The organism is Gemmatimonas sp. (assembly GCF_027531815.1).
Classification (GTDB): Bacteria; Gemmatimonadota; Gemmatimonadetes; order Gemmatimonadales; family Gemmatimonadaceae; genus Gemmatimonas.
In genome coordinates, this window is the sequence record NZ_JAPZSK010000011.1 from 72,882 (window position 1) to 98,561 (window position 25,680).

Sequence of the window (25,680 nt, forward strand, 5' to 3'; positions counted from 1 at the left end):
CACGAAGCCGGCGCGGTTCAGAACACCGCGTGCTCGCCGCGGTCGTCGGCCACTTCGCCGCGTAGCAGGCGCGCGTAGTGCCCCTCGAGCGTATCGCGTCCGTAGGAGGGGGTGGCGTTGGCGTCGTAGCGCTGCGCCACCGGGTCCCAGAGCAGCATGGACTCCGTGGCGTAGTAGCGCCCGATGCGCGCGAACTCCGCCTTGTCGCGCAACGGCGGAATGACCGTGCCCAGAGCGCCAAGCACACCGGCAATCACATCGAAGAGCTTCACCGGCACGCTGGTGAAGCGCGGCGGCTTGCCGGCCACCCGAAAGAGCAATTCGCCCTGCTCGCGCAGGGTGATGGCGTCTCCAGGGCCACCGATGGGGAGGATCCGATTGGCCCGTGACGGGTCGGTGAGACAGCCGGCGAGATAGTCGGCCACGTCATCGTCGCTGATGGGCTTGCAGGCGGTGAGCGTGCCGTCGCCGAAGAGCAGGAACGGCTTGCCCTGCTGCACCCGCTTCACCTGCCCCGAAATGCTCTTGAAGAAGGCGGTGGGGCGCACGATCGACCAGGTGAGCCCCGAGGCCATGAGCGCCGCTTCGAAAGCCAGCTTGGCGTGCTGAAACGCGAGCCGTGGCTTCTGGACACAAATGGCCGACAGCAGCACGAAGTGCGTGACCCCCGCCGCGCGCGCCGCCTCGAGCACGTGCCGATGCGCCTGGTGGTCGATGGCCCAGGCGTCGGTGGGGCCGCCCGTACGCGAGGCAAGACAGCTCACCACGGCATCGAACGGTTCCCCGCGAAAGACCTCGCGCGCCAGGCTGGCGGGGCTGGTCACCTCCCCGGTGCGTACCGTGGTACCCGGAATGTCCGGGGCCGCGCCCGGCTTCGGCCGCACGACGCTCACCACCTCGTGACCGTGGCGCACCAGCGCCCGCGCCGTGGCCCGACCGATCGTACCGGTGGCACCCAACAGGAGAACTCGACGGGACATGGCAGCGGTGCGGCGAAGGCGGGCGAGGGGAGTGCGGTGCGACGCTCAGTGCGCGCCGGGAGCCGCGCGAGGCCGGGAAAGAATTCCGGCGACCTCGAGCACCAGCGCGCGCTCCGTGGCCGCACCGCGATTGGGGATCTTGTACCCGGTAATGAAGATCCAATCGCGGGGCAAATTGAACTGGACCGCTGGAATTGCCGCCGCCAGGTCATGCCGCCCCGAGTACCAGTCGGCCACGAGGCTCACGCGGCGGCGAAATGCGCCCCCCAGCGGCTGCTCGATGCCGGCCATCATCCCCAGCTTCTCCTTGCCGAACAGCTGCGGGGTGCCGTACGTGGGGCCGGCAGTCAGTCGCGTCTGGACGTGGGGCAGTCGCACACTGCCCGACGAGAAGATCCAGCTGCCGGCGCCGGCGCCGTCGAGTGAGACCGGAACAAGCGCCCCCAGCGTGCCGCGCACCTGCCAGGCCTTCCCGCGTCCGGAGGGGAGCTCATAGACCGACTTGAATCCGGCTGCGATGGTCCGGTTGCCGGTGGCCGGACGACCGAAGTTGACGAACGACAGGGCGATTTCGGTGTCGAAGCCGCCGGGAAGCAGCCCCTTGCCCAGATGTCCCGCGCCGTAGGTCAGGAACTGAAAGGTGTTCCAGGCATTGCGCTTCCCGCGCTCGATCTGGCTTTCGTGGGTGAAGAACCACGCGCCCTTCGGGGTGGCTTCGGCGTTGGGGATGCCCACGATGAGCGACTGTGCGGCGCCTCGGGCGAAGGGAACGGCAAGCAGCGTCGCAACGGCAACGGCGACGCAGCGCGATTTGAGGGTGGCAAACAGCATCCAGGCGGTCGGCGGCATGACATGAGGTGATATTCACCGACAGAATGTGTCGGATTTGCGCGAGATACGGTGTTTCGTGTCAGATTGTTCCCTCCGGGGAACGGCTTTCCGGATCCGTCGCCAGCAGGGCACCAGCCACCTCGAGACCTCGGAGTGCGACCATCGTGCTGCTCCTTCCCACGCCGCTCATAAGTACGAGCTGGCTCGCCACGCATCTCGGCCATCCGCAGCTGCGCGTGATCGACGCCAGCTGGTACCTGCCCGCCATGGGACGCAACGGCCGCCTCGAGTACAAGGCGGCGCACATCCCGGGCGCCATCTTCGCCGATCTGGAGCAGCTGGCCGACGAGACGGCCCCCTACCCGCACACCATGCCCGCCCCCACCGTGCTGGCGACCCGCCTGGGCGCCCTGGGCATTGGCGATGAACACGCAGTAGTCGTGTACGATGGTTCGGGGCAGAACTTTAGCGCTCCTCGGCTCTGGTGGATGCTGCGCACCATGGGACACGAGCAGGTGGCAGTGCTCGACGGCGGCCTCGACGCCTGGCAGCGGGCTGGGCACACGGTCTCGGCAGAGGCGACATCGTTCGCCCCCGCACAGTTCACACCCCGCTTCGACCCATCGCGCTGGCGCGACCTCGCCGCCATGCGCGCCACTATTGCCGCACGGGATGAGCAGGTAGTGGATGCCCGCTCGGCTGGCCGGTTCACCGGCACCGAAGCCGAACCGCGCGCCGGCGTACGCGGCGGACACATGCCGGGCGCCCATCACGTGCACTACGCCAGCCTCGTGCACCCGGACGGTACCATGAAGCCCGCCGAGGAGCTGCGCGCCACATTCGAGAAGGCGGGCGTGAATATCCACGCGCCCATCGCCGCCAGCTGTGGCACCGGCATCACCGCCTGCGCCGTGTTGCTGGGACTGGAGGTGGTGGGGGCACCGCACACCGCCCTGTACGACGGCAGCTGGACCGAATGGGGCAGCCAACCTGATACGCCGGTGGAGACCGGACCATGATCGCTCACGCCTTGTCCGCGGCCGCCGCCGCCCTCGTCGCGCTCGTCGGCTCCGCCGCCGTGCCGGCGATGCTGCACGCGCAGCCCACGCGCACCGCCGCCCTGCCGCTCTGGAAGCAGGGCGGCTCGGCCTTCGGCATCTTCGTGCCCAGCGAACGGGCCCCCAACGCCACCGACGCCGCCGGCAACCGGCTGCCGCCGCTCTACACCGAACTGGGGGCGCAGGCCCTCGGCGCGAACCCCCTGCTCGACTACCTGTTCCTCAATCTCGAGGGACAGTTCGACATGGGTGCCGTGAAGAACATGGTGGCCGGCCTGGCCCGGCACCCCGCCGGCGCTCGCCCAACGCTACTGGTGCGCATTCCCACCATCGAGGCGGCCGGGGCCGACAGCACCCGGGCGCGCGTGAAGGCCATTCTGTCGGCCGGCGCCGACGGTGTGGTCATTCCCCATGTGCGCACGGCGGCCGAAGCGCGCCTGGCGGCCGGGTTTTTCAAGGAGGCGGGCGCCAACGTGTGGTCACCGGCCAATCCGTCGGGCACCGTGGTGGCGATGCTCATGATCGAGGATCCCGGCGCCGTCGCGGAGATGGAGGCCATGGCGGCAATTCCCGGCTACAGCCTGCTCTCGTGCGGCATTGGCAGCCTCACCATGGCCATGGGCGGTCGCGAGAAGGCCCCCGACGCCGAGGCGGCCTGTCAGCGGGTGCGCGATGTAGCGCAGAAGGCCGGGATGCCCAGCATGATGACCGCCAATGCCGCCACCCTGCGTGACCGCATCACGCGTGGCTATCGGGGGCTGCTGCTCATGGGGGCTACGGCGCAGACCGACAGCCTCATTCGCGTGGGGCGCGAGACGGTGGGTCGCCGGTAGGCACCGACGGCTCGATGACCGCCGTGACGATGGAGTCGAGCGCCGGAAACCACTGCTGCAGGTAGCGGTTCCCCTGGCGCACGATGCGTGAGGGGTTGGGTTCCTCGCCGTACTCGGCGTTGAGCGCGCGCACCACCGCCATGCCGTCCACGACCGAGCCGAAGGGTGAGAACAAGCGCTGCCCATCGAGCTTGCGTGCGTTGTTGCCGGTGTTGATGAACAGCTGGGTGGCGCGCGTATTGGCGCCGCTCGCGGCAAAGGCGATGGTGCCGTCGGCGTTGCTGGAGCGGATGGGATCGTCGGGAATGGCTGCCGTGTCCCACAGGGTGTTCACGGCCGGGTCGCCGTGAATGCCGAACTGCACCACGAAGTTGGGCACCAGGCGAAAGAAGCGCACGCCGGTGAAGTAGCCAATGCGCACCAGCTCGTGAAAGCGATCGGCGCCGCGCGGCGCGAGTGAGCGTTTCACCTGCACCACGAATGCCCCCTTGCTCGTTTCGAAGCGCACGCGGTAGCTGTCGGGGCTGCGCTCCGGCTCGAGCGACGGTGGGGGAATGCGCGGCACCGCCGCGGCGCCGGCAGCGGTCGCCGCCACTGCGTTGTCGGCGGGGCGCGGCGCGTCACCGCCGCAGGCGCCCAGCAGCAGCAACAGGGGCGCAGGCACGAGCCGCGCAGCCAGCGAAGGGGGCAAATGGCGGTGCATCGGTGCAAGCTAAGGCGCCCGCAGCGCCAAGGCATGCGGCTACCGGCAATGGCGCGGTCGCGTTTTCGGTCGCGACGGCCAGGCCCCGTTACATTTGCTGCATGACCCAGCCCAAGCTCTATCGCCTCGTCGGTGCCGACGGCAGCACGGTGGCCAGCCCCACCCCCGGTACGCTGGGCGGACACCGGAAGACGCGCGTGTACGGCCGCCTCGACTGCAAGGCGGCGCGGCGGGCGCTTGGCACCGGCCGCAGCTACGAGCAGCAGCGCGTCTTCTTCGCCGACGAGGCCACCGCGGTGACCGCCGGATACCGTCCCTGCGCTTCCTGTTTGCCCGAGGCGTACGCGCAGTGGAAGGCCAGGGGCGGCAAGTAGCGCCTCAGCTGCGGCGACGTCGCTCCAGTTCCCGCCGTACGGCGCCGGCGCGAATCACGAAGGGCACCAGCGCGATCCCGGGCAGCAGCAGCACCGGAATGAGCGCCACGATGGGCGTCTGCGGTCGCGTGACGAGGATCCACACGAAGACCCCCACCACGACCGCATCGATGACGCCGATGTACACGATCCAGTTGGTGAGACGCGCCTTCATGGCCGACAGCGTCTCGGTCGACAGCGAAGCGAGGTCTTTCATGCGGTCAACGATGCATCTGGTGCAGCGCCCGTTCAAGGGAGCGGGGTGAGCGCCGAGCGCCAGGCGCCGGCCGCGGCCTGGCGGCCCAGACTCGCGTCGTTCCACCTGCGCGGAGAGCTGTTCGAAGTCGTCCGCGATGCAGTTGAAGGCAGGCACGACGCCGCTCACCGCCTTGGCGCGAAAGGCGGTTGGCATGGCGATGCCACAGCTCCTGCATGCGGGTATAGAGCCGCTGCCATGTATTGTGGTTCTCTGGCGAATAGAGCGCAGGAGGCTGTTCGCTGTTCCTGTGCCTCGTTGCCGCGATACGCGGCTCCCCAGTCTAGCGGGAAGAGCATGGCGCGTGATCCCGCTACCTTATCGGCATACCGCGTCGACGCCGCTTCGTCCCCCGGGCTTGGGTCGAACGGGTACCCTCCTGCATACCGTGCGCATGACGATTGCCAGCGACCGTGCCGTCTTCCACATCTGCTCGCGCACCGCGCTGCAGCACGCACGCGCAGCGGGCGTCTATCGCGCGGACAGCCTGCAGCACGAGGGGTTCATCCACCTGTCGCAGGCGCACCAGGTGTTGCCCACGGTGCAGGCCTACTTCGCCGGCGTGCCCGACCTGGTGGTGCTGGTCATCGATCCCACCCGGCTCACGTCACCCCTGCGCTACGAGCCACCGGCACCGCTGCCGTCCCACGCGCCCAAGCCCCCCAGCGACGACCTGTATCCGCACTGTTACGGTCCCCTCGACCTCGCGGCCATCGTGGACGCCGTGGAGGTGGCGCACTTCACCGGCGCGCCGGTGCACGCCGACACGATGGCCGTGCTGCGCCGGTATGCCTTCGAGCGCCTGCCCGTGGAGGGCACCCTCTTCCGCAGCAGTTGGCGATCATCGCGCGACGATGCGCAGGGCGCACCGGCCGGAACGGCCATGATCGGGCTCTATACCGACAGTCCGCGTAGCGTGTCGCTCTTTCACCGGCTCGCCCACGATGAAGTGTGGCACGCCTACGGCGGCGACCCGTTCGTGCTGCATCTGCTGTATGCCGACGGACGCACCGACACGGTGACCATGCACGCCAACGCGGGCGACGATGCGTTGGTGCAGTACGTCGTGCCGGCTGGCACCTGGCAGGCCGGTGAACTGGTGCCGGGTGGCCGCTACGCACTGTTCGGCTGCACCATGGCACCCGGCTTCACCGGCGCCTGCTTCGAGGCGGGGCGTCTGGATGACCTGCGCGAACGCTACCCTGCCGCCGCGGCTACGATCGAGCGCCTGGCGTTGGCCCACGGCGACACCCGCATGCCGGCGGATTTCGCGACGTAGGGTGGACGGGACGAGCCGTCCGTGTCGTCCGTGGTGCGGTACGGCGGCGGTGCGGGGGTGGTGCGGGGGTGGTGCGGCCATGCCCCAAGGCGGCGGAGTCGCGCTAGCTTGCGCGAGTGGCACGTCGCGAGTCCCCCTCTCCTCTCCCTGACGCATTCCATGGTCCTCACCAAAGACGAACTGATTGGCGCGCTCACGCACGAAGTGCAGGTGCTGCGCCATCTCCTCACCAAGATCGACGCCGAGGCGGTGAACTACCGCCCCACGCCGAAGCAGCGCAGCAGCATCGAAGTGGTGCGCTACCTCGTAGTGCAGGGGCCGGTACTCACGACCGCCATCAAGACCGGCACCTTCGACGGGGCGGCGTGGGGCGCCGCGCAGGCGGCGGCCGAACAGGCCGATCTCGCCGGGCTCGATGCCATGCTCGCCACGCAGCCGGCGATGTACGCCGAGCAGTTGGGCGCCATGACCGACGAAGACTTCCGCGGCACCATCCAGCTGTTCGGCGGCCCCATGTCACGCGGCCTGCACTTCGTGACGCTGGTCCTCGCCAACTACGCGGCGTACCGCACGCAGCTGTTCTGCTACCTCAAGCTGTGCGGACGTGAAGAGCTCGGTACCGCCAACCTGTGGCAGGGTCGCGACCCCAAGCCGGCGGCGTAAGCCCGTGCCCATCCCCACCGCCATGCCGGCGCGCATGCGGGCCGTGCGACTCGTGCGCCCCGGCCACCCCGTCGAGATGCAGGAGGTGGCCGTCCCGTCGGTTGGCCCGCACGACGTGCTGGTGCGCGTGCGCGCTGCCGGCATCTGCCACTCCGACGTACACTACCGCGCCGGACGCTCGCGGGTGGAGCCGTTGCCGCTCACCCTCGGGCACGAGGTGGCGGGCGACGTCGTGGCGGTGGGAAACGGGGTGCACACACACGCCGTGGGTGACCGGGTGTGTCTGCACTACCTGGTGATCTGCGGGCAATGTCCGCACTGCGTTGCCGGCCGGGAGCAGTTCTGTCCCACGGGGCTCATGCTGGGGCACTTCACCGACGGCGGGTGGGCCGAGTACATCGCCGTGCCGGCACGCAATGCCGTGCGCTTGCCCGCAACGGTGCCCTACGAACATGGCGCGGTGATGATGTGCTCTTCGTCCACCTCGCTGCACGCACTGCGCAAGGCACGATGCCTACCGGGCGACACGGTGCTGGTGGTGGGCGCCGGCGGCCTGGGGATGTCAGCCATCCAGATCGCGCAGCAGCTGGGGGCGACGCGGGTCATTGCCGCCGACCGCGATCCCACCAAGCTGGCGCTGGCGCAGCGTTTGGGGGCGGTGCCACTCGATGTGCGTGGCCTTGGTCCCGACGCAGGCGCCGCTGCTGTGCGCGCCCTCACCGAGGGACGCGGCGTGGATGTGGCGGTGGAGCTGGTGGGCCATGGGGACACCGTGCAGCTCGCCCTCAAGAGCGTGGCCCCGTTGGGACGCGCCGTGGTGGTGGGGCTCAACGATGTGCCCGTGCCCATCGACAGCTACCGCGATCTGATTGGCCGCGAGGCGGAGCTCATCGGCTCCAACGATCACCTGTTGGGTGAACTCGAGGAGCTCACCGAAATGGCCGCCCGCGGCGCGCTTGTACTGGACGACGTGGTCACCAACCGCGTGGCGCTCGACGCCGACGCCATCAACGCCGTGCTCGATGCCCTCGAGCAGCACCGCGCGCCGGTGCGCACGGTGATCGTGCCCGACTCCGCCGGATAGCGACTGGTGGTGGGCTGGAAGGTACGCCAGCTGTGCCAGAACTCCTGACTCGCCACCAACGCGGTGAGCGTGTCGCTCGCCCCCTGTCCATTGAAGGCGTACGCCCGTCGCGTGCCGCCCTCTCCGGTAACGAGGGAATCGTCTTCCACGCGGAACAGGGCGGTGGCACTCGGCCGCTCGAAGGCGAAGAAGCTGAGACTGTCGCTGGCCAGCGCGATCACCAGCGGCGTGCCGTCAAGCACATCGTTGATGGCCTTCGTGTGCTCGAGATGATTCCAATCGTAGGCGCGACTTTGTGCGCCGATCGTGATGCCCACCACCCAGCTCTTCTCGCCCCAGGAACTGGTGTCGGTGCCGGTGAGCTTCTTGCGACTGGTGCCGCGCTCGTAGGCATAGTCCTTGGCGTACTCGGTCAGGAAGGTGCTGTCCGCCTGCATGATGCGACTGGCCGGATACAGCGACAGCCAGCGCGCGAGCGTCATCTGGCGACTGGGAATCTCGGGGAGCACGGTCCCCTGGCGCGGGCCCACCACGGCTTCGCCGTTGGCCTGGCGCCACCAGCTGCCGGTGCGCTCATCCTCGAGCATGGCGTTGAAGTTGTCCATGCCCACCAGTCGAAACGTCTGCTCCTCGGCGCCCACGAACGGCGAGAAGACCCGGCCGGTCCGGCAGACCGTGCAGTAGGTGACCAGTACGTCCTGTCCACCCACCCGGTCGCGCAGGTGATGATGGTAGCCGATGTACTGGAGCGGGTAGGCACGCGCTTCACCATTCACCACCACGCCCACCACGAGGCGATCGAGCGCCACGCCGTTGTCGGCGGCACTGGCCATGCGCAGCACCGTGGGTGGGCGGAACATCTGGTCGGCCGCCATGCGGAAGTTCACGTACCACGCGAGAGCCGCCACCAGCCCGGTGAGCGGCGCCAGCACCCACCAGCGGCGGGCCGACCGGTCACGCAACAGCGCCAGCGCACCAAGCGCGAGCAGCGTGCCGGCGATACCGCGCACCACCCACCGCGCTGACCACAGCGTGTAGGCCAGGTCGAGACTGCGCATGCGCTGACTGCCCGGCAGCGGCATGATGAAGTACACATTGGCCAGCTCGAACAGGGCCAGCAGCGCCAGCCCTACGGCATAGAATCGTCGCATGCCGAAATGAATATCAGCGCATGCGCCGGTGCCACGCCCCTCCGGCAACACCCCCGTGCACGAACCGTCGCCGGCGTCGCCGGCCTGCGCTATTCCACGCGGAGACGGTCACGCCGATAGCGCTGCCGCAGTCCCCCCGGCACCCACATGGCGTGCTTGAGCAGAAAGACGATGAGCTTGAACCGCTTACCCGGCACACACACTACGGCGCCGCGGGATCGCGCCTGCGCGAGGCTCTCGTCCACCACCCGCTCGGCCGACAACCACGCCCACCCGGGGATCCCCTTGCGCCCACTCCCCAGCCGGTCGTGGAACTCCGTGTAGGTGAAGCCGGGGCACAACGCTTGAATGTGTACGCCGCTCCCCTCCAGTTCCGTGGCGGCGGCCTCGCAGTACACGCGCTGGTACGCCTTGGTGGCGTTGTAGTTCACGTTGCCGGCGGTGGGCGACCAGCTGGCGACACTGGCCACCACGATGATTGTGCCGGCGGCGCGCTCGGTCATGCCGGGCAACGCAGCGCTCACCAGCTCGTGCGTGCAGGTGACGTGCAGGCGCAGCATCTGCCGCTGCTTCTCCGGATCGGCGGTGAGCAGCGTCCCGCGCGTACCGAACCCGGCGTTGCTCACGAGAAAGGCCAGCCGCGGCTCCGCGCGCAGGCGGTCGGCAAGCCGCGCCATGTCGGTGTCGACGGAGAGGTCGGCCACGAAGGGCTCCGCCGCCACGCCGTGCGAGGCAGCAAGCGCGGCGCATACCGCATCGAGGCGCACGTGGTCACGCGCCACCAGCAGCAGGTCGTGTCCCGCGGCGGCCAGTCGCTGCGCGAAGACGTGCCCGATGCCGGCCGTGGCGCCGGTCACGACGGCGAGCGGCCGGGGTGACATCACGCGAGCTCCGCCGCGCACATCACTCCGGGCTCCAGCGCACCTGGAACTCCAGCTCCTCGGTTCCGTCGGTACGTTCGTGTTCGATGGTGAACTCCGCGTGCGCGGGAACACGCAACCGTTCACCGGCTACCTGGATGGTGAACGGCGCTTCCGACTCGATGGCGTCGGCAAGGCGGCGCAGCTTGGCAACGAACTGCGAGCGCGAGTAGTGGCGCTCGAGATCACGGTCACGGCGAGCGGGCATGGGCAGTGAAGAATGAGGAGCCGGGCCGTCGCCTCGTGCGACGGCAGGTGGTGGAAAGATGACGCCAACGCGTGCCGGAACCTACGTCGCCCCAGCGGCCCCCCGCCGCCTCACTCCTGCTGAAACTCCGCCACCACCAGGCGGCGCCGGTCCTGCGGGTGGGTGCGCACGACGATGGTTTCGGCGTTGATGGTGGCGCGAACGGTGCGGGCCGTATCGGCGGCGAACCAGCGAAGCGCCCGGTCGACGGTGGGCACCCCCGGGGTGATACCCGCCGCCGGGACCCCATCGAAGTGCACCGTATCGCGCGAGGCGCCCAGGTATCCGCGCGGCCGCGTCATGAGCACGCTCACGCTGTCGCGACGCGGTGCCAGTGGCGCCGGCAGGCGGAAGTTCACCACGGCGCTCGAGCGGGAAAAGCTGCTGCGATATACGTGCAGGATGACGCTGCTGTCGGGCATTGCCACTTCGAATTCGTACCGGGCGGTGGCGCTGGCCCGAAACGGGCCCCAGCGGCCGTCGTCGCGCGTGACGGCGCGATGCACGGCCACACGCGTACGTACCCCGCTGGCGGCATCCACCTCGTGCACCGTGACCACGGCGCGCGCGAGCGGCACGTTGGTGGGCTGGCCGCCGGCATTGGCGCTGACCATGCCATCGAGCACCACCGCGCTGTCGGGCACGATGGCGAGGGTTCGCGCAGGCCGCCCCACGATGAAGCGATACTGCGCGGCAAAGGCCGCCGCCCCGAAGGCCACTTCCCGATGATCGGTTCCGGGGAGCACCACGTTGGTCGCGCCTGCCAGTGCCGGCGAACGCGCGTCCACCCCGGTCGCCATGGTGGGCGCGCCCATGGCGGCACCGGTGGGCTGCGCGTACTTGTCGAGCGAGTCGCTGCGCAGGGCAAGAAAACGCACACCGGCCACCACTTCACTGCCCGCGTTGAGCGCGCGCAGATACGGGGACAGGCCGTTGAATTCACTCTCGGGCGTCATGGTGGCCAGCGCCATGACGCCATGATTGGGGGTGCCGCAGGTGATCACGTGCGACACGTGGGCCGCGCCGCCACCGAAGCGCACGTAATGGCGCATGGTGAGGCCGCCACGCGAACTGCCCACCAGCGCCACCCTGTTGGCGCCGGTGCGCAGCAGCACCCGCGTGACGAAGGCGGCGAGCGCGGCCGCCTGATCCTCGGGGGTACTGCGGTTGCTTTCGCGCGCGGTGGGGGTGCTGGACGCCGACGGATGCGGGAGGTCGACCGCAAAGAGCCGGTCGCGCGGATAGCCGTTGCTTTCGAAGCGCCAGATGGTGTTGTCCCACAAGCCGGCGTGGTCGCCGTTGCCGTGCACGAATACGATGGGAATGGGTGCCGCTGCGGCAGCACTCCGACGCGCGGGCGCCGGCCGCTGCGCCGCCTGCTGGGCCGTCAGCGGCGTGACCATGGCGCCCGGCGTGGCGACGCTCAGGGCAAGCAGTGCGCGGGTTCGTGCGACCCGCGACGCCCACCACCTCATGGCGCCACCGGCTGTACGCGCACGGCCGTGCCGTAGCAGAGCACCTCGGTGACGCCTGCCATGAGTTCGTTGGCGTCGTAGCGGATGCCGATCACCGCGTCGGCACCGGCCATCTCGGCCTGCACGATCATGGTGTCGAACGCCTGCTGCCGCGTACGCTCGGCCAGCTGCGTGAACAGCGAGATGTTGCCGCCGATGAGCGTCTGAAAGCTGGCGCCGATGGTCCCGAACACCGACCGGGAGCGCACGACCACGCCCCGCACCACCCCGAAGCTCTCGACGATGCGATACCCCGGCAGCTCGAAGGTGGTGCTCGTCATGTTGTACGGAATGTCGATGGCCTGCGCGTGTATCACGGAATCCATGGGGACCATCGGGTGTGAGTCAACGTGTGTGGCGAATCCATCGCCAGGTGTCCGCGAGCGAGGGTTCCTTGCCGTGCAGCAGAATGCCAAGGGCGAAGATCGTTCCCGCCGCGCGACGAAAGGCCCACGCCGCCGTGGCCAGGAGCAGCACGGCCAGGGTGGGCTCCCACCACGGCACGCTGGTAAGCAATAGCCGTACGGGAAGTACCGCCATGCTCGTGAGCGGAAAGACCGACAGGACCTGAGCCACGACCGTGTCGGGGCGCGAGAGCAGGCTGAACGCGAGACCCAACGGGAGCACGGGTACCAGCAGCAGCGACGAGCGCGGCGACGAGTTGGGATCGTCGATCGTGGCGGCGACGGCAGCCATGAAGGAGAACCACATGATGATGCCGAGGAGCGTCACGAGCGCCACCACCGCCACCATGCCAGCGTCCCCCGGCATGGCCGGCATGGTGAAGGTGCTGGAGCCAAGGAGCCGTGGCAGTGTGGCCAGCAGCACGAGACTGGTGGCGCCAAGCAGCAAGGTGCTCGCCAGCGCTGCACTGGCGAGTCCGAGGATCTTGCCATCCATCCAGGTTTGCGGCGTCACGATGGCAATGACCTGTTCGGTGATGCGCTGCTGCTTCTCCCCGGTGATGCCGGTGAAGAGTGAGGCGAAGCCGTTGAAGAGCACCAGGATGCCGCAGGCGAGAATGCCGCCGGTAATCAACCGACTGGACGCATCACTGCCCCCCTGCCCACGCGACACGGTGGAGACCGCAACGGAGAAGGGGGTGAGGAGCGACGCGCGCTGTGCGTCGGTGATGGGCAACGCGGCGAAGGCGGCGCCCTGGCGCGCGCCGGTGAGCGCCGTCTCCACGGCGCCGGTCCATGCCGCGCGCTTGCGGACCACGATTTCCGCGGCCTGGGCGCTGCGCACGAGCAGGACGCCGCCCACCGAATCGGCGGCAACGGCCGCACGCGCCGCCTCCTCCGTGGCGTAGCGGGCGGGGAGCCAGACCACGTCGTCCACCACGGGTAGCGGGAACCCCAGGGCGGCCCCGTTCACGACGGCCACCTCGGTGGCCTTGGCTTTGGCGTCGTTCACCAGCTTGGTGAGCACGCCCGAGGCGGTGCCCACCGCCGCCATGATGGCAATGCCGATGACCTGCTGCCGCCACTTCACGAACCGGTTGAACTCCCAGCTGGCGATGCGGCGCACCTGCTGCCACCGCGATTGCTCATGGCCGCTCGTGCTGCTCGTGCTGCTCATGCCACCTCCGCCAGAACGGGCGCCGGCACGGCGCCTACCGTGTTGATGTACACCTCATGCAGCGTCGGTTGCTCCGTGCGCACATCGACGATGGTGAACAGCTGGGCACAATGGGCCAGCAACTCGCCCACGGGCGAAGCCGCGCCCAGCGTGATCTCCATGCTGCCATCATCGTGGACCACCACACCCGTGGCCGCCGGGTGCGCCCGCACCTGTTGCACGGCCTCGGCGGTCACCGACGTCGCGTGAAGCACGACCTTGCGGTCGCCCCCCCACCGCGCGCGCACATCGGGAATGGTTCCGTGCAGAACCTCCCGTCCGTGCTGCATCACGAAGAGGCGGTCGGCCAGCCGTTCCACGAGCGCCATCTGGTGTGCGCTGAACAGCACGGTCGTGCCTTCGTCGCGCAGCCCCTGTACCAGCGACAGGAACAGCTCCTGATTGAGTGGATCGAGTCCGCTGAACGGTTCATCGAGGATCACGAAACGCGGCCGGTGCAGCACGGCGGCCGCGAACTGCACCTTCTGCTGGTTGCCCTTGGAGAGCGCGCCCACCTTGTCCTTGAGTCGGCCTCCCAGCTCGAGGCGCTCCAACCACGCGGTCGCCGAGGCGCGAGCGTCGGTGCGGGTCATGCCACGCAAGGTGCCGAAGTACTCGAGCACGGTGACGAGCGGCTGGTCCTGGTACAGGCCGCGATCTTCCGGCAGGTAGCCGATCTGACTGGCGGGCAGACGGGACGCGGTACTGCCGCCCTGCTGCCACTCAATGCGGCCGCTATCCGGGTACGTGATGCCCACCAGCATGCGCAGCAGAGTGGACTTGCCGGCACCGTTGGGGCCGAGCAGGGCAAAGATCTCGCCGGCCGTGACATGGAACGAGATGTCGTTCACCGCATGCACCTGCGCGAACCGCCGGTGCACGTGCGCTACGTTCAGCATGGTCGCTCGTGGAGGAGGAGTGGACGCGTTGAACCCGGAGATCATACGCGACAGGCCCCCCGCGGTTTCCAACGGTGCGCCGGAGTCGCGCCCCGACGGCGGCGACGCGACATTGCAGGCATGACCGCGCTGAGCGACGACCCCTCCTGCCCGGAGAGTGACCGATGAGCGAAGTGAAAGTGGCCGCGGACAAGCTCAAGTCCACCCTGAAGCAGCTGCTGCGCGAGGGGAACGTGCGGCGGGTGATCATTCGCAACGCCAGCGGCCGCACGCTGCTGGACATGCCGCTCACCGCCGGTGTGGCAGGGGCGGTGCTCATGCCGTTCTGGATGGCCGTGGCGGGCGTGGTTGCGCTGGCCAAGGAGTTCACCGTGGTGATCGAACGCGACCCGGATACCGCGGTGGTGCGGGCCGATCCGCCGTGAACGGCAACGCCGTGCGCGGCAACGCCGTGCGCGGCGCGCGGTGCCTCAGTCGGCCGCGCCCAGCAGCCGACGAATGGCCTGCGCCAGCCGCTCTGCCGCCGGTGGGTCCACGTTGGCCAGCACGATCACGTCGCGCCCGCCCGGCAGGTCCCCTTCGATGATGGCGTTCACCCCGGGGCTCCCGCCGGCCACGCCGATGCCGGGTGGTGGGGCCTGCGGCAGCCGGCGTTCGCGCAGCGCCTGCACGAAGCGCACGAGGTCGGCGGCCGACGCGTAGCCGCCGCCGGCCGACGACCCGCGCGCCGGCAGCGTGGCCACGTTGCTGCGCGGCGCCGAGGGGGGGACACCCGGTTCCGCGCCGCGCGTGCTCCCACGCGCCGCGAAGGCCGGCAGCGAATCGCGTCGCCAATGGGCGCTGCGGGTCATGCCGGCCGGCCCGTACACGCGCTCCGCGACCACGTCGAAGTACGAGCGCTGGGTCCGCTGCTCGATGAGCAACCCCAGCAGCACGTAGCCGGCATTGGAGTAGGCGTCGCGCGAACCGGGGGTGAACTGCAATGGTTCGTTGACGAACAGTGGCAGGAAGTCGCGCAGGGTGCGCAGCGAGGCACGCGCCGCCGAATCACCGGCGAAGATGTTCCCCTGGACGCCGCTGCGGTGCGTGAGGAGCTGGCGAATCGTGATGGCGCGCGCGACGGCGGCGTTGGGATATTGCGGCCAGAGCGCCGCCAGAGTGGTATCGAGCGACCACCCCTGTTCGGCCGCCAGCTGCCGCACGACGATCTGGGTGAACAGCTTGTTCACGGAACCCAGGTTGAAGGCGGTTTCTGCGGTCGGCGATGGCCCGCCCGGCGCGATGGTGCCCGCGGCAGCGAGGTGCACGACGACACCGCCACGACCGATCGCCACGACGCCGGAAAAGCCGGGGGTGGCCGCGACGAGTGAATCGACGCGGCGGAAGAGCTGGGAATCCGGGATTGCCGGCGGTTGAGGAACTGACTGGGCGCCGGCGAGCGTGGCGGGTGCCAGGAGACCGGCGAGAACACCGGTGCGGGCGAGCCAGCGCGCGGTGCGCGAGAGGGAGGAGGAGGGCCTTTCCGGAGGACCCTGAGGCCGTGCGCAGGAGTCGCCTCGCACCGACAGCGCCGGCACCAGGCGGTTCGCACGCCACCTGAACGGGCTACCGGTTCTCGCCATGTCCGCGAAAGCCGAGGCGGGTGTTTACGGCGCGGCGCTCGTCGAGGGACATGGCCGACCAGCGCGCAATCTCCGTTCGCGTGCGCCCGCAGCCATGGCAGCGGTCGTGCACGTCGAGACGGCACACCTTGATGCAGGGGGATTGCGTGGACGACGACGCGGCATTCAGCCGACCGCGGCTCGCTCCGACGTCCTGTTCAACCGGGGGTACCATCCTCGCAAGGTAGCGGGCGTCCATGTGGAATTCACGGCGGGGCGTGCGGGCGCAGCGCGTGGATGGTCACATCGACCGGCTGCGCCGCCAGCGCTGATGCGGGTGGCCCCTCGAGAGTGAACCCCGCCAGTGTCGCCGGTCCGGTATCGAACGCCTGCAAAGTGGGGGTGTGCACGGCGTACGGGGCGTGCGATACCGTTCCACGATAGAGGCGCTGCCGCGCGTTGGCGCAGTAGAGGGCATACCGCTCCACCAGGAAGTGCTCCAGTGAACCGACCATCACGGGCGCGCCGTCTTCGCGGGTACTCCATGCATAGCGCCATGGCGACCGCGCCTGCCCCCAACGGCGACACTGGTACTGGAGCGTTTCGCCCGCCTGGTCGCGCCCGCGTCGGGCGCGCATGCGCGCGTGCTGGTACGGCAAATGAAAGAGCGAGCGGGCGAGCGCCACGGCCACAGGCTGATTGCAGTCGAGCGAGTAGAACCACACCCCCGGGTTGCCGGCGCGGTCGCGCACGTAGGTGCGCACGTTCAGTTCGAGGAACCACGAAAGCCACGGCAGCGGCGGCAGGAAGCGCGGGCGCACGCGCGCCATGGCGAAGGGCACGATGCCCACCCACGCGTTCCCGTGGAACGTGTCCACGGAAAGACCGGGCGGCAGCGTGGCCTGCACGGCCGCCGGGTGTACCGGCCAATGCAGAAAGAGCAGGTCGCGCCATTGCTGCGTACCCACGGCGACCGTGCTGGGCAGGGCGGACCATGAGGGGGGTGCCGAACGCACGGCGGGCGCGGGAGTGGCAGGCATACGAAACCATGGGAAGGTACAGGGCGTCCTCCGTCCCGCCAGGCACAGGCGTCCGCGCGTTGTGCCGTCGGGTCGGCCCTGCCAGACGGGACAAAGCGTTTCGGAGACATCGTGTCGTCACCAACAACCAGACAGGACACTGCGTTGAGCGATACCCCCGACCGCCCTCGATCGTCTGACCGTTGTCCGCACTGAGTAATCTCGACATTACCCGGCACGCCATTCTCCGTCGCCTATGATTGCGCCTCCCGCTTCTGCCCAATGGTTGCGTCGAACCGAGCCGTCGGTTGCGGCCATCGGTGCGGCCATCGGCGCCGCCAGCGCAGCGAGCGACGGCGGTCGTCCGCCGATTACGGCGGCACCGGGGAGCGATCGGCACCCAGACGAGGTGGAGGCCGTCCGGGAGTGCCTCATGCTGCTCGGGAAGGCCGTGCGGTGTTTCCAGACCCTGCCCGCGAGCAGCCCGATTTGCGTGGCGGCTATCGCCGCGGTGCACGCGGCGCTCGGCCGGCTCCCCGGTGGCGAACCTCTGGCGTTCCGCGTGGGTGCCTCGTGGGTGACGATCCACGAGACGGTCACCATCACGCTCAACGGTGGCGAGGTCGATCTCGCGCGCCGCCTGCACCGCGCCCAGGTGGAGGCCGTGGAGATCGCGCGCTCCGTCACACCCGCCGAGCTGAGCCGCTTCTGTGCCGAGTTGGGAGGACTCAACGAGACTGCGCTGACTGCAGGCGCCTTCGCAAGCAGCTGGAGTGGGCAGCGGGGTGAATGGATCACCGTACGCGCGGCGCATCGCCCGGTGGTGATCGATGCCGGCACCCCACCAGCAGTGGTCCAGCGACTGGTTGACGCCGCGCAGCGCCAGCGACAGGAGCAGCAGGCCGACAGCGGATCGGTGCGTCATTGCTATCCGCCGCAGCGGGGATGGGTGCGCGTCGATCCCTCCGTGACCTGCGACGCCGTGACGATGGCCGACCTGGCGCTGCTGCTCGGTGATCCCGTGGAACTGGCAGTGGCCTTGACGCGCCTCACGGACGAGGGGCCAGCCACAGCCATCGATCGGCAGACCGCCTTTGCCGACCGGTTCACCGAGTTGGCGGCGCTGTTCGCGACCTTCGATCCGCAAATCGGGGAGCTGCTCTTCTCGAAACTGGCCCGGTCGCTGCTCGACCTCGACGAGAGTCGCCGGATCGCGCTGTTGCGAAACACAGTGCTCCCCGGCCTCCTCGATGGCGCGCTGGAGGGCTCCGTGCTTGCCAGCTTTCCTGATGTGGCCTTGGCCGACGCGCTTTGTCTGCTGCTCGACCTCGAGACGGCGGCCCCCGAGCTGCTGGCCACGGCGGTGGATCGCCTGGGCCTCCCCTCGGAACGGCGTGAGGCACTCGACCCGCTGCTCCGCGATCGCCTGGGGCGGCGCGTGGCCACCGGCCCGGCGGCATACGGGCCCGACAGCGCCATGGAGCGGTTTGCCCGGAGACTGATCGCGGTGGATCCCGCAGGCCGGCGCCACTTCGCCGACTATGTAGCGTTCGATCTCGCACTCACGGACGCGACGACTGAGGAGACGCGGTGCCTCGCACGCGACATCGCGGCCATGGATGAGACCGATACGCACCTCGAGACCGTCTCCCGCCTGTTGCGGGTCGTACCCGATTCCACCTCGGCGGCACGGTTGCTGGCGCAGGCGGATGCGTTGCTGGACACGCTTGGTCGGCAAGGGCGGTGGATGACGGTGGCGCAGTGGGGTTGCCACCTGCGCACGCTGGCCGAGAGCGACCAGCCATCGCATCCGGAGGTGATCGCGGAGATCACGGTCGCGTGGCGCCACTTCTGGACCCTCGATCGCCTCGCCCTGCTGGTGCGACAGGACGCGCACGAACGTCTTTCCCCAACCACCACCGGCGCGCTCCTCGACGGGTTCGGGGCGCACCTGATCACCGCGATCGTCGCCGGCTGCCATGATCCCGTCATGGCCGATCGCGCCCGCGCGTTGTTGGCCGGGTTGGACGACCATGCCTCCACCGTCGCGCCCATGCTGGCCCCACAGCTGACGTCGGCGAGGGGCGAGTTCCGCCTCGCGATCATCCGTTTTCTCGGTCGCGCGGGGACGGCCTATGGCAGCAAGGTTGCCGCCGAGCTGGCCTCGGGCGACGACAACGCGGTTCGGGAAGCGCTGGACGCGCTGGCCACGATGGGGAGCTCGGTGGCAGCAATCACGGTAGCGCGCCACCTGGTGACTGGTCCCGCGTCGACGCGGGACGCGGCCGCGGAGGCGCTGCTGCGCTTCGCACCAGCCCAGTTGCAGCCCCGTCTGCACGACCTGCTCGCCAATATGGAATTCGTTCGGCGACATCCCGGCCTGGCGCAGCAGTTGCTTGACCGCGTCAGCCGTCCCGTCTCCGCCGATATAGCGCCGGCGCTCCGTGCGCTGACGGCGTTGCGTTTCCACCTCTGGAACCCCGCCCTGGTTCGCGTAGCCCGCAGCGCCTCGCAGCTCCTGCGGGCATGACCCCCTGTCGATGACCCTTCCCGTTCGCCCGCCCACCCCAGTCGGCAGCGCGGCTCCCGCCGCCGGGCCAGTGGCCATTTTGCGAGGCATCGGCACCGTGCGCCGTCTGATTGGACTGTATCCGCACGGGCACCCGCTCGTGGAGGAGCGGCTGCGGGTGCTCCACGAGGCGATACGGGCGCAGCTGCGCCGCGAGTCGCCCGTCAGCATCGATATCGTCGAGGGGGGGATCACCGTCGACAGGGAGTCTGGGCCGCTGGAGCTGGAGACCGGCGGCCAGGTCATCGACGACCTCCTGGCCCTCGGCGTCCAGAGCATTCAGCTCGATGTGGGCGTGAACCACGAGGAATTGCGCGCGCTGGCCCAACTGCTCTGGGACATGCAGCACCATCCGATCGAGGGCACCGTCGCGGCCCAACTCGCCGACCGTGGGATACGACATGTTCGCCTGAGCCGGCTGGTGCCGCTCGACACGCGCCAGGTGGTGCCGGATTGGCCCGACGCGCCATCCGGGGTGCTCGATCCTGACTATGCGGAATCGATCATGATGTCCAAGGCGACCTTCGACGAGTTCTCCAGCGGCGGTGAGATCACGGCCAGCACCGTGCGGGACTTCGTCCAGCTGCTGATGTACAAGGTCTCGCGCAGCAACGCCGTGCTCAGCCAGATCCTCGCGGTGAAGAAGTACGAGAACCAGACGTGGCTCCACTCGGTGAATGTGGCGATGCTCAGCCTGCTGCTCGGACGGCAGGTCGGTCTCCGTGACGAGTTGTTGGGCGCGCTCGTCGAGGCGGCGCTCCTGCATGACATCGGAAAGACGCACGTGCCGCTCGATATCCTGCGGAAGCCGGGCGCACTGGACGACCGGGAACGACGCCTCGTCGAACGCCATCCCGCGCATGGCGCCGAGTTCCTGTTGCGCACGCCGGGATTGCATCCGCTCACGCCGCGCCTGGCGCTCGAGCATCACCGTACCGTGCGGGGGACCGGCTACCCGGATCTCGGCGACGGGGTCATTCCGCACCCCATGAGCCAGCTCCTCTCGGTGGTCGACATCTACGAAGCCGTCACGGGTGTGCGCACGTACCGCCGCCCTGCCCCACCCGAGCAGGCGTGCCTGCTGCTTGCCCGGCTCGCCGGCGACACCCTCAACACCTCGCTGGTCAAGACGTTCGTGAACGCGATCACGTTCTTTCCGCTGGGCTCGCTGGTCCGCACCAGCGACGAGCGGCTCGGGGTCGTGGTCCGTATCACCGAGGGCGACCTGCTGCATCCGGTCATTGTGCCGGTCAACGACCGGTTCGAGCGCGTGGGAGACGAAATCGACACGAGCTCCCGTGATGGGCGTGGGGCGTATCGCGTCCATATCGTCGAGAGCGTCGCCCCTCCGGACGAAACGTTCGACGTTGCCGCCTACCTGACCGATCGCGCCGCCTGATTCGTCGCTGGATGCGCCCCATGGCGCCGGTCACCCGCTCTCGTGAGCGGTGGCCCCGAACGTCTGGCCCCCCTCATCCGTTTGTTAATGGGCGCGTCGGGCCGCATAGTTTACCGACGGTTTGGTGCCCGTGCACCGCACGCGCCCCCGGCGCCGTGCTGCTTTTTCACCCCTCCGCCACTGACGGCGTGCCCCTGTGGGCGCCGTCTCGGGAGTCCTTCGTGAAAGTCGTCCGTTCCCTGTTGAGCCTGGCCCTCGTAGCCGGCGGCTCTCTCGAGGCCCAGCAAGCCACCCGCACCGAACCAATCGCCGGCCTGCGCGCCAACGCGACCGGCTTCCATGCGCTCATTGGCGCTCGTGTGGTCACCGCCCCGGGCCAGGTCCTCGACAACGCGACCATCGTGATCCGCAACGGTGTTGTGGCGGCGGTGGGGGCCGGTATGGCCCCGCCGGCGGGCGCCCGGGTTTGGGAGCTCAAGGGGCTTACGGTGTACCCGGGCTTCATCGATGCGCACGCCGATCTGGGCGGTGACGCCCCGCAGCAGGGGGGCGACGTTGGCCCCACGCACTGGAATCCACAGGTGCGTGCGTGGTTCAGCACCACAGCGAACCTCAAGGACGACACCACCCGCCGCACCGCGCTCCGCTCACTCGGCTTCGGCGCGGCACTTGCCGTGCCGCGTCAAGGGCTGTTCCGCGGGACCGCCTCCGTCGTACATCTCGGCGACGCCGGCGTCCGCGAGCGGGTGCTGCGCCCCGATCTCGCACAGAGCGTCGGCTTCTCACGGTCCTTCGCGCTCGGCGGCACCTACCCCAACTCGAGCATGGGGACGATCGCCCTCATGAAGCAGACACTCCTCGACGCGGAGTGGTACGGCCGCGCGTGGGGCGCCTACGAGACGAGCGGCCGCTCCATCCTGCCGCCCGAGACGAGCGAGGCGCTTGCGGCGCTCGGCAAGGCCGTGAAGGGACAGCAGCCGGTGGTCTTCCAGACCAACAACGAAGAGGAGTACCTGCGCGCGTTCAAGCTCGCGAGCGAGTACAAGCTCACACCATGGTTCCGCGGCAGCGGCCAGGAGTACCGTCTCGTCGACGTACTCAAGGGACGTGCGGAGCCGCTGATCGTACCGCTCAACTTCCCGGACGCGCCGAATGTGGCGAACCCCGAAGCGGCGAGCGACGTGTCGCTGGCCGACCTGCGGCACTGGTACCTCGCGCCCACCAACCCGGCGCAGCTGGCCACGAACGCCATCCCGTTCGCCATCACGGCCGACGGGTTATCGTCGCTCAACCAGTTCTTCCCCAACCTGCGGGTGGCCGTGGCACGTGGCCTCGCGCCCGAGCGGGCGCTGGCGGCCCTCACCACGGTACCGGCGGGCTTCCTGGGGATCGAGAAGACCCACGGTACGATCGCGGTGGGCAAGGTGGCCAACCTCGTGGTGAGCGAGGGCGATCTCTTTACGGAGGAGGGCGCCATCCGCGACGTGTGGGTGCAGGGTACCCGCTACGGCGTCACCCGTGCGCCGCAGGTCGACCCGCGCGGAACGTGGACGATCGCGTCCGAGGATCAGGGCACCTTCCGCAGCGCCACGCTGCGCCTCGAGGGACCGCTCAACCGCATCCGCGGCACCATTGAAATGCCGAGCCGCCGGCCGGTGAACCTCACCGGTGTGCGCATCATTGCCGAGACGGGCCGCCTTGAGGCGACGTTCAACGGCGAGCAACTGGGCCTCGAGGGCGCGGTCCTGCTCTCGGGCTCGGTGCGTGGCGAGGAGTTCTTCGGCTGGATGTCGCTCCCCACCGGCACCGATGCGAACTACAAGGGCACGCGCACCGAAGCCTATCAGGGGCCCGCGCGCGGCGCCGTCGCGGTGAAGGTCCCGAAGATCGACCTGCCGTTCATTCGCCCGTCCATGGAGTATGGACGGAGCGCGCCGCCCGCGCGGCCGGCGGCCGTGCTGGTGCGCAACGCCACCGTGTGGACGTCCGGTCCGCAGGGGAAACTCGAGAATGCGGACCTGCTCGTGCAAGCGGGCAAGGTCGTACGCGTGGGCAAGGGGCTCACTGCCCCCGCTGGGGCCACGGTGATCGACGCCACCGGCAAGCACGTCACGCCGGGGCTCATCGACCCGCACACGCATGGCGGCGTCACCGACATCAACGAGAGTGGGTTCGCGATCGTCCCCGAAGTGCAGATGGGCGACGTGGTCACGCACAACAATATCTGGTTCTATCGCCAGCTCGCCGGTGGCCTCACCACCACCATGATCAAGCACGGCTCCGCCAACCCGATCGGTGGCGAGAACGTGTTCGTGAAGACGCGCTGGGGCTCGCTCCCCGACGAGTACAAGATCCAGGGCGCGCCGCGCACCGTGAAGTTCGCGCTGGGGGAGAACCCGAAGCGCAGCCCGACGCGCTACCCGAACACGCGCATGGGTGTGCAGGAGATCATCCGTGACCATTTCATGGCCGCGCGTGATTACGAGAAAGAGTGGAAGAACTGGGAGAAGACAAAGACCGGCATTCCACCGCGCAGGGATCTGCGCATGGAGGCGTTGCTCGACATTCTCAACCGGAAGCTGCTCGTGTCGTCACACGGCTATCGCGCCGACGAATTCCTCGCGCTCGTGCGCCTGACCGAGGAGTTTGGTTTCAAGGTGCAGACGCTGCAGCACGGTGTGGAAGCGTACAAGATTGCCGACGAGCTGAAGAAGTCGGGCGTGGCCGCGGTGGTGTGGAGCGACTGGGGCGCGTTCAAGATGGAAGCATACGACGCGACCAGCTACAACGCGCGCCTGCTCATGGAGGCTGGCGTGGTCACGTCGCTGCACTCCGACGACAACGAGATCTCCACGCGCATGAACTGGGAGGCGGGCAAGCTGCTGCGCAGCGGCGTGAACGAGATCGACGCGCTCAACACGGTCACGATCAATGCGGCCAAGGCCGTCGCGATCGACAGCCGAATCGGCTCGCTCGAGTCCGGCAAGGATGCCGACTTCGTGATCTGGAACGGCAACCCGCTGTCGCAGTTCACCAAGGCCGAGCAGACCTGGGTCGACGGCCGCCGGTACTTCTCTCTCGACGAGGACAAGGTGCTGCGCGACGAGGTAGTGAAGCAGCGGGCGCAGCTGCTGCAGGCCGTGATCGCGGCGAGCGCCACCGACGCCCCGGCGGCGGGCGGCGCGCCGACGCGCGGCCGCGGTCCGGGAGGCCGCTGAGCATGCATCCCATCACGAAGCACTTCACGATCAGCTCCGGGGCCCACACCATGAACACTGCCGCGCGCGTAGCGGCCCTCTCCGCATCGCTGGTCGCGGGTGGGCTGCTCGCCACCGTCATCACGCCCCGGTTGGCCGAGGCGCAGGTCGTCATTCCCACGGCCGAGCAGAGCCAGCCGGTGGTGCTGAAGGGAGCGACGATCCACACGGTCACCAAGGGCGAGATCGCCAATGGCATCATCGTGATGGATCGCGGCAAGATCACCGCCATTGGTGGTCCCGAGGTGGCCGTGCCGCGCGGCGCGAAGGTGGTGGACTACACGGGCAAGCACATCTATCCCGGGCTCATCGACGCGTACAGCACGGTGGGCATCTCCGAGATCGGTGCAGTTGACATGTCCAACGACGTGAACGAACTCGGCGACTTCAACCCGAACGTGCGCGCGGAGGTGGCCGTGAATGCGGAGAGCCGGCACATCGGGACCACGCGCAATGCGGGTGTGCTGGTGGCCTTTGCCACACCGGGAGGCGGACTCATCTCCGGCCTGTCCAGTGCGATCTCGCTGGAAGGGTGGACGTGGGAGGAGATGAGCATGAAGGGCGCCGCCGCGCTCAACGTGAACTGGCCCGACCCCAACGCCCGGCCGCGGCGGTTCGGCGGCGGGCCGCCGCCGGGCATGGGCGGACGCGCGCAGCCGGCGCCCAAGACGTACGCCGAGCAGGTGGAGGAGATCCGCAATTTCTTCGGCGAGGCGCGCGCGTATCGCGACGCCATCAAGGCGGGGCAGATGGTGCGCACTGACTCGCGTTTTGCCGCCATGATCCCCGCACTCAACGGCGAGATGCCGGTGGTGGTGGCAGCCGAGGGTGTGGCGCAGATGAACGACGCGCTCACGTGGGCCCGGCAGGAAGGGGTGAAGCTGGTCATTCGCGGCGGTCGGGACGCCGTGAAGGTGGCACCGCGCCTCAAGGCGGAGAACGTGCCGGTCATTCTCACCTCCACCATGTCGGCGCCGGCGCGCAGCGACGACGGCTACGACGAGGCCTACGCCACCCCGGCCGCGCTCTTCAAGGCCGGGGTGCGCTTCGCCATCGCCGGTGAGGGGAATGCCCTGTACAGCTATCGGCTGCCATGGGATGCGGGCGTGGCCGTGGCGTTTGGCCTCCCCGAGGAGGAAGCGCTCAAGGCGGTGACCATCAATGCCGCCGAGTTCATGGGGGTGGCGGACAAGGTGGGATCCCTCGAGGTGGGCAAGGAAGCGACGCTGGTGATCACCACCGGGACGCCGCTGGACATGACGACCAACATCATTCAGTCGTATATCCAGGGGCGCGAGATCGACATGAACGACATCCAGAAGCAGTTCTTCAAGAAGTACCTGGAGAAGATCAACCAGCAGAAGAAGAAAATCGCCAGCTGATG

24 protein-coding genes and 1 pseudogene are annotated in these 25,680 nt (G+C 68.9%); 11 read left to right on the forward strand and 14 right to left on the reverse strand.

The window, feature by feature from the left end; translation table 11 throughout:
* Nucleotides 1-17: 17 nt before the first annotated feature.
* Together O9271_RS14385 and O9271_RS14390 are read right to left on the reverse strand one after the other, a co-directional pair.
* Nucleotides 18-980 (reverse strand): NAD(P)H-binding protein, encoded by a 963-nt coding sequence (locus tag O9271_RS14385; protein ID WP_298271054.1) that lies wholly within the window; start codon nt 978-980, stop codon nt 18-20.
* Nucleotides 981-1,025: 45 nt separating this feature from the next.
* A complete protein-coding gene (locus O9271_RS14390) occupies nt 1,026-1,829 on the reverse strand; it encodes a hypothetical protein (RefSeq protein ID WP_298271057.1) in 804 nt (267 codons plus the stop codon).
* A gap of 146 nt (nt 1,830-1,975) precedes the next feature.
* Between O9271_RS14390 and sseA the strand changes: the two genes are divergently transcribed.
* Together sseA and O9271_RS14400 are read left to right on the forward strand one after the other, a co-directional pair.
* Nucleotides 1,976-2,830, forward strand: a complete 855-nt coding sequence (gene sseA / locus O9271_RS14395) for a 3-mercaptopyruvate sulfurtransferase (protein ID WP_298271059.1) — start codon at nt 1,976-1,978, stop codon at nt 2,828-2,830.
* Nucleotides 2,827-3,702 (forward strand): aldolase/citrate lyase family protein, encoded by an 876-nt coding sequence (locus O9271_RS14400; protein WP_298271061.1) that lies wholly within the window; start codon nt 2,827-2,829, stop codon nt 3,700-3,702. Before sseA ends, O9271_RS14400 begins: the two co-directional genes overlap by 4 nt.
* On the opposite strand, the gene O9271_RS14405 is transcribed toward O9271_RS14400, so the two are convergent.
* Nucleotides 3,665-4,405, reverse strand: a complete 741-nt coding sequence (locus O9271_RS14405) for a peptidylprolyl isomerase (protein ID WP_298271063.1) — start codon at nt 4,403-4,405, stop codon at nt 3,665-3,667. The two genes, O9271_RS14400 and O9271_RS14405, sit on opposite strands and share 38 nt — an antisense overlap.
* 101 nt (nt 4,406-4,506) lie before the next feature.
* Between O9271_RS14405 and O9271_RS14410 the strand changes: the two genes are divergently transcribed.
* Complete coding sequence (locus O9271_RS14410) at nt 4,507-4,779, forward strand: Ada metal-binding domain-containing protein (RefSeq protein WP_298271066.1); 273 nt, start codon at nt 4,507-4,509, stop codon at nt 4,777-4,779.
* 4 nt (nt 4,780-4,783) lie between these two features.
* On the opposite strand, the gene O9271_RS14415 is transcribed toward O9271_RS14410, so the two are convergent.
* The gene (locus O9271_RS14415; protein WP_298271068.1) at nt 4,784-5,035 is read right to left on the reverse strand and encodes a hypothetical protein; all 252 of its coding nucleotides are present in this window, start codon (nt 5,033-5,035) and stop codon (nt 4,784-4,786) included.
* A 433-nt stretch (nt 5,036-5,468) separates the two neighbouring features.
* Between O9271_RS14415 and O9271_RS14420 the strand changes: the two genes are divergently transcribed.
* From O9271_RS14420 to O9271_RS14430, 3 genes are all read left to right on the forward strand, one after another.
* Complete coding sequence (locus O9271_RS14420; RefSeq protein WP_298271070.1) at nt 5,469-6,353, forward strand: DUF952 domain-containing protein; 885 nt, start codon at nt 5,469-5,471, stop codon at nt 6,351-6,353.
* 159 nt (nt 6,354-6,512) lie between these two features.
* Nucleotides 6,513-7,016: a hypothetical protein gene (locus O9271_RS14425; protein ID WP_298271072.1), complete on the forward strand. Its 504-nt coding sequence runs from the start codon at nt 6,513-6,515 to the stop codon at nt 7,014-7,016.
* Between the two features lie 4 nt (nt 7,017-7,020).
* The gene (locus O9271_RS14430; protein WP_298271074.1) at nt 7,021-8,100 is read left to right on the forward strand and encodes a zinc-binding dehydrogenase; all 1,080 of its coding nucleotides are present in this window, start codon (nt 7,021-7,023) and stop codon (nt 8,098-8,100) included.
* A gap of 17 nt (nt 8,101-8,117) precedes the next feature.
* Here the strand turns inward: O9271_RS14430 and O9271_RS14435 are convergent.
* The 7 genes and pseudogenes from O9271_RS14435 to O9271_RS14465 form a co-directional block, all read right to left on the reverse strand.
* Nucleotides 8,118-9,251 (reverse strand): annotated as a pseudogene (locus O9271_RS14435) (DUF3179 domain-containing (seleno)protein); the annotation flags it as partial.
* Nucleotides 9,252-9,340: 89 nt separating this feature from the next.
* Nucleotides 9,341-10,132 carry an SDR family NAD(P)-dependent oxidoreductase gene (locus O9271_RS14440; RefSeq protein WP_298271279.1) on the reverse strand — a complete coding sequence of 264 codons (792 nt, stop codon included), beginning with the start codon at nt 10,130-10,132 and terminating at the stop codon, nt 9,341-9,343.
* A 22-nt stretch (nt 10,133-10,154) separates the two neighbouring features.
* Nucleotides 10,155-10,379, reverse strand: coding sequence for an amphi-Trp domain-containing protein (locus O9271_RS14445; RefSeq protein ID WP_298271076.1), 225 nt, complete (start codon nt 10,377-10,379; stop codon nt 10,155-10,157).
* A gap of 110 nt (nt 10,380-10,489) precedes the next feature.
* A complete protein-coding gene (locus O9271_RS14450; RefSeq protein WP_298271078.1) occupies nt 10,490-11,893 on the reverse strand; it encodes an alpha/beta fold hydrolase in 1,404 nt (467 codons plus the stop codon).
* Nucleotides 11,890-12,258, reverse strand: coding sequence for a heavy metal-binding domain-containing protein (locus O9271_RS14455; protein ID WP_298271080.1), 369 nt, complete (start codon nt 12,256-12,258; stop codon nt 11,890-11,892). The genes O9271_RS14450 and O9271_RS14455 overlap by 4 nt, the downstream gene beginning before the upstream one ends.
* Before the next feature lie 19 nt (nt 12,259-12,277).
* Nucleotides 12,278-13,513, reverse strand: coding sequence for an ABC transporter permease (locus O9271_RS14460; protein ID WP_298271083.1), 1,236 nt, complete (start codon nt 13,511-13,513; stop codon nt 12,278-12,280).
* On the reverse strand, nt 13,510-14,451 hold the full coding sequence (locus O9271_RS14465) for an ATP-binding cassette domain-containing protein (protein ID WP_298271086.1): 942 nt from the start codon (nt 14,449-14,451) through the stop codon (nt 13,510-13,512). Before O9271_RS14465 ends, O9271_RS14460 begins: the two co-directional genes overlap by 4 nt.
* Before the next feature lie 164 nt (nt 14,452-14,615).
* Here O9271_RS14465 and O9271_RS14470 point away from each other — a divergent pair, with 164 nt between their 5' ends.
* Complete coding sequence (locus O9271_RS14470) at nt 14,616-14,876, forward strand: DUF4342 domain-containing protein (protein ID WP_298271088.1); 261 nt, start codon at nt 14,616-14,618, stop codon at nt 14,874-14,876.
* 45 nt (nt 14,877-14,921) lie between these two features.
* On the opposite strand, the gene O9271_RS14475 is transcribed toward O9271_RS14470, so the two are convergent.
* From O9271_RS14475 to O9271_RS14485, 3 genes are read right to left on the reverse strand one after another with little or no spacing between them, the layout of a single operon-like run.
* A complete protein-coding gene (locus O9271_RS14475) occupies nt 14,922-16,073 on the reverse strand; it encodes a serine hydrolase domain-containing protein (RefSeq protein ID WP_298271090.1) in 1,152 nt (383 codons plus the stop codon).
* Complete coding sequence (locus O9271_RS14480; RefSeq protein WP_298271092.1) at nt 16,057-16,287, reverse strand: DUF1289 domain-containing protein; 231 nt, start codon at nt 16,285-16,287, stop codon at nt 16,057-16,059. Before O9271_RS14480 ends, O9271_RS14475 begins: the two co-directional genes overlap by 17 nt.
* Nucleotides 16,288-16,318: 31 nt before the next feature.
* Nucleotides 16,319-17,092, reverse strand: coding sequence for a DUF2071 domain-containing protein (locus O9271_RS14485; RefSeq protein ID WP_298271095.1), 774 nt, complete (start codon nt 17,090-17,092; stop codon nt 16,319-16,321).
* Between the two features lie 412 nt (nt 17,093-17,504).
* Here O9271_RS14485 and O9271_RS14490 point away from each other — a divergent pair, with 412 nt between their 5' ends.
* From O9271_RS14490 to O9271_RS14505, 4 genes are all read left to right on the forward strand, one after another.
* Nucleotides 17,505-19,601, forward strand: a complete 2,097-nt coding sequence (locus O9271_RS14490; RefSeq protein ID WP_298271097.1) for a hypothetical protein — start codon at nt 17,505-17,507, stop codon at nt 19,599-19,601.
* A 97-nt stretch (nt 19,602-19,698) separates the two neighbouring features.
* Nucleotides 19,699-21,039: an HD domain-containing phosphohydrolase gene (locus tag O9271_RS14495; protein WP_298271099.1), complete on the forward strand. Its 1,341-nt coding sequence runs from the start codon at nt 19,699-19,701 to the stop codon at nt 21,037-21,039.
* 221 nt (nt 21,040-21,260) lie between these two features.
* Complete coding sequence (locus O9271_RS14500; RefSeq protein WP_298271102.1) at nt 21,261-24,257, forward strand: amidohydrolase family protein; 2,997 nt, start codon at nt 21,261-21,263, stop codon at nt 24,255-24,257.
* Between the two features lie 2 nt (nt 24,258-24,259).
* Nucleotides 24,260-25,678 (forward strand): amidohydrolase family protein, encoded by a 1,419-nt coding sequence (locus O9271_RS14505; RefSeq protein WP_298271104.1) that lies wholly within the window; start codon nt 24,260-24,262, stop codon nt 25,676-25,678.
* Nucleotides 25,679-25,680 lie beyond the last annotated feature (2 nt).

Coding starts and splice junctions, on each gene's coding strand:
- O9271_RS14415 (WP_298271068.1), bottom strand. CDS start 5,035: ATGAAAGACCTCGCTTCGCTGTCGACCGAGACGCTGTCGGCCATGAAG.
- O9271_RS14445 (WP_298271076.1), bottom strand. CDS start 10,379: ATGCCCGCTCGCCGTGACCGTGATCTCGAGCGCCACTACTCGCGCTCG.
- O9271_RS14490 (WP_298271097.1), top strand. CDS start 17,505: ATGCTGCTCGGGAAGGCCGTGCGGTGTTTCCAGACCCTGCCCGCGAGC.
- O9271_RS14470 (WP_298271088.1), top strand. CDS start 14,616: ATGAGCGAAGTGAAAGTGGCCGCGGACAAGCTCAAGTCCACCCTGAAG.
- O9271_RS14465 (WP_298271086.1), bottom strand. CDS start 14,451: ATGCTGAACGTAGCGCACGTGCACCGGCGGTTCGCGCAGGTGCATGCG.
- O9271_RS14390 (WP_298271057.1), bottom strand. CDS start 1,829: ATGCCGCCGACCGCCTGGATGCTGTTTGCCACCCTCAAATCGCGCTGC.
- O9271_RS14505 (WP_298271104.1), top strand. CDS start 24,260: ATGCATCCCATCACGAAGCACTTCACGATCAGCTCCGGGGCCCACACC.
- O9271_RS14475 (WP_298271090.1), bottom strand. CDS start 16,073: ATGGCGAGAACCGGTAGCCCGTTCAGGTGGCGTGCGAACCGCCTGGTG.
- O9271_RS14455 (WP_298271080.1), bottom strand. CDS start 12,258: ATGGATTCCGTGATACACGCGCAGGCCATCGACATTCCGTACAACATG.
- O9271_RS14460 (WP_298271083.1), bottom strand. CDS start 13,513: ATGAGCAGCACGAGCAGCACGAGCGGCCATGAGCAATCGCGGTGGCAG.
- O9271_RS14410 (WP_298271066.1), top strand. CDS start 4,507: ATGACCCAGCCCAAGCTCTATCGCCTCGTCGGTGCCGACGGCAGCACG.
- O9271_RS14400 (WP_298271061.1), top strand. CDS start 2,827: ATGATCGCTCACGCCTTGTCCGCGGCCGCCGCCGCCCTCGTCGCGCTC.
- O9271_RS14385 (WP_298271054.1), bottom strand. CDS start 980: ATGTCCCGTCGAGTTCTCCTGTTGGGTGCCACCGGTACGATCGGTCGG.
- O9271_RS14440 (WP_298271279.1), bottom strand. CDS start 10,132: ATGTCACCCCGGCCGCTCGCCGTCGTGACCGGCGCCACGGCCGGCATC.
- O9271_RS14480 (WP_298271092.1), bottom strand. CDS start 16,287: ATGGTACCCCCGGTTGAACAGGACGTCGGAGCGAGCCGCGGTCGGCTG.
- O9271_RS14405 (WP_298271063.1), bottom strand. CDS start 4,405: ATGCACCGCCATTTGCCCCCTTCGCTGGCTGCGCGGCTCGTGCCTGCG.
- O9271_RS14420 (WP_298271070.1), top strand. CDS start 5,469: ATGACGATTGCCAGCGACCGTGCCGTCTTCCACATCTGCTCGCGCACC.
- O9271_RS14450 (WP_298271078.1), bottom strand. CDS start 11,893: ATGAGGTGGTGGGCGTCGCGGGTCGCACGAACCCGCGCACTGCTTGCC.
- O9271_RS14425 (WP_298271072.1), top strand. CDS start 6,513: ATGGTCCTCACCAAAGACGAACTGATTGGCGCGCTCACGCACGAAGTG.
- O9271_RS14485 (WP_298271095.1), bottom strand. CDS start 17,092: ATGCCTGCCACTCCCGCGCCCGCCGTGCGTTCGGCACCCCCCTCATGG.